At 41.5% G+C, this 2,232-nt stretch carries 2 protein-coding genes; both read right to left on the bottom strand.

The genetic code is table 11. From position 1 onward, the window contains the following. Window positions 1-740, bottom strand: a 740-nt coding sequence (locus tag BGL89_RS16560; protein WP_286826640.1) for an RNA-guided endonuclease InsQ/TnpB family protein, incomplete at its 3' end; no start/stop codon positions are given. A gap of 153 nt (window positions 741-893) precedes the next feature. Next, window positions 894-1,472 (bottom strand): ribosomal protein S18-alanine N-acetyltransferase, encoded by a 579-nt coding sequence (gene rimI / locus BGL89_RS16565; protein ID WP_286826641.1) that lies wholly within the window; start codon window positions 1,470-1,472, stop codon window positions 894-896. Window positions 1,473-2,232: the final 760 nt, after the last annotated feature.

The following is a 2,232-nucleotide window of genomic DNA, read 5'->3' on the forward strand; positions in this document are numbered from 1 at the left end:
AGTTTAGCTACTTTTATCCGTTGCTTGTGATAGTTGTTAGACTGTTTCTTTCCTTGACGAAATCGTTTTGATAATCTCCTTTGTGCTTTTTGAAGTCGTTTTTCTGACTTTCTTAAATAACGTGGATTTTCTACAGTATTGCCTTGAGCGTCAGTATAAAATTCCTTTAACCCTAAGTCAATTCCTGTTATTTGTCCCGTTGGTTCATGGTATTCTTGCCGTTCTACGTCAATCAAAAACTGGCAATAATAACCGTCAGCACGTCTAACAACTCTGACCCGTTTAATCTGTTGTTCTGAATAATAAACTAAGGTTTTTTGACTACACCATAAATCAAATTCTCCTGCTTTAAAACCGTCAGTAAATCTGATTTTACGTCGCTCATCAGATAGTTGGTAGCCTGTTAGTTTGTATTCAACAGAACGACTATGTTTTTTGAACCGAGGAAAACCCTTTTTCCCAGTATCTGAGCATCGACAATTATGATAAAATCGACTAATTGATTGCCAGGCTCTATCAGCATCCGATTGACGAGCTTGAGAGTTTAATTTATTAACCCAAGGTGTCTCTTTATTATTAGCTAGTACCGCACAAAGTTTTTGGAGATCATTGCGCCCTTGATTTGACCGCCAATAACGAACACAAAAGTTACGCACAAACTGAGAAGTTCTGATAGCTTCATCGAGTTTCTGATATTGCTCTGGTGTTCCGTTTTTTAGCTTCGCTTCTACGACTAGCATCTAACAATCCTCGACCCTTGGCTAGGTTAAGTATAACAGAGTTCGCCGTTTACCCACAGATGGTGTTGATATTCTGGTCGGATTTCATCCCCCGCAAAGCTGAGTATCTTGTCGAAAAATGTAGCGGGGGCATTCATCCGACATTTTAGATAATCATTGCATCTCCATGGTATCTATTTTGGCTCTGGTTTCTTCCTCTAATTGCCACTCTCCCTGCGCCAGTCTTGAGAGGATTTCTTGTCGCCACTTGCTTAATTGTTCCTGAAAAGCGGCCCTTTGTAGATCGTTGCGCCAGAAAATCAGGGCTGATTCGCCAGTTTGCGGATAATAATTTTTACGCTCTCCAGCGACGCGGAAGCCAAAATGCTCGTAGAGTGCGATCGCTGACTGGTTCGACACCCTCACCTCTAGCGTAGCCCTTTCCAGTTGTCTTTGTACAGCCTTCTCCAGAAGTTTGTAGAGAAGCAGTTTTCCTAATCCTTGTCTTTGATAGTCGGGATAAATTGCCAGAAGGGTAATATGCGCTTCTTCGAGAATTGCCCAAAAACAAGCCAATCCGATGATGGTTTCCGGATTGCTGGGTAGGGAGAGAATTAATAATTCACTGTTGGGGTTGTTTAATTCCCGTTCATAACCAGATAGGGTCCAAATACCGCCGAGACTGGTGCGATCAAGGGACTCCATCCCGGCAATATCTGCGTATTTTGGGGTTTTAAGCTCGATTTTTGGCATTTATTCAGGGAACAGGAGAGAAGGGGTGTGGGGTGTAGGGTGTGGGGGGGGGGTCACTGCGTGCGCGTTGCGGGGGAAGAATAAATAAAAATAATCTCCTGAATACTGACTTCTAACCCAATGGTAGATGTTAGATTTTTGCAGGAGTTCTATTTTCCAATAAAAATAAGCAAAAGTTATTTATTAACTCCAAACACTTGAGAATATTTAAATTAACATTCCGCAATATTTACAAATTCTTAAAAATTAATTGAGAAAGATTTTTATTTAACAATTTCATAGTGGGTTATTCTGTGCTTTTTTGGGTAGCAATAGTTGAAACCCTTGTCACACCTAGAAGGTGATCCTAATTAAGACGGTTAAATCAGTCAATTTCACCCACAACGATGATCTTTTTTTTGTGTAGTTTTATTGCAAAAAAAAAGTTTTTTTGACAAAAAGCACAAAGTATGATAGCAACCAACGTATTTCTGGCTGCGAGTAATTATTGTAGAGGGGGATAGGGGATAGGGGATAGGGGATAGGGGATAGGGGATAGGGGATAGGGGATAGGGGATAGGGGATAGGGGATAGGGGGTAGGGGAGAAAAAGCTACTGAAACATCACCCATCTTAATTTTTTTGGGCGGCCATGGTTAAGGGTTGTAATCCAGTTATTAACATTTTCACGTTGACATCCTCGCCGCCGTAAAACGGACGGCGATTCCTCACCACGCCACTTTTTTAGGGTGGTCGCTGAATGGGGTTGACGCAGATAGCGA

Source organism: Microcystis sp. LSC13-02 (genome assembly GCA_002282935.1).
Taxonomy (GTDB): domain Bacteria; phylum Cyanobacteriota; class Cyanobacteriia; order Cyanobacteriales; family Microcystaceae; genus Microcystis.

What these genes read in the sequence shown, in the direction of transcription:
- rimI (WP_286826641.1), bottom strand. Translation starts at nt 1,472, where the DNA reads ATGCCAAAAATCGAGCTTAAAACCCCAAAATACGCAGATATTGCCGGG.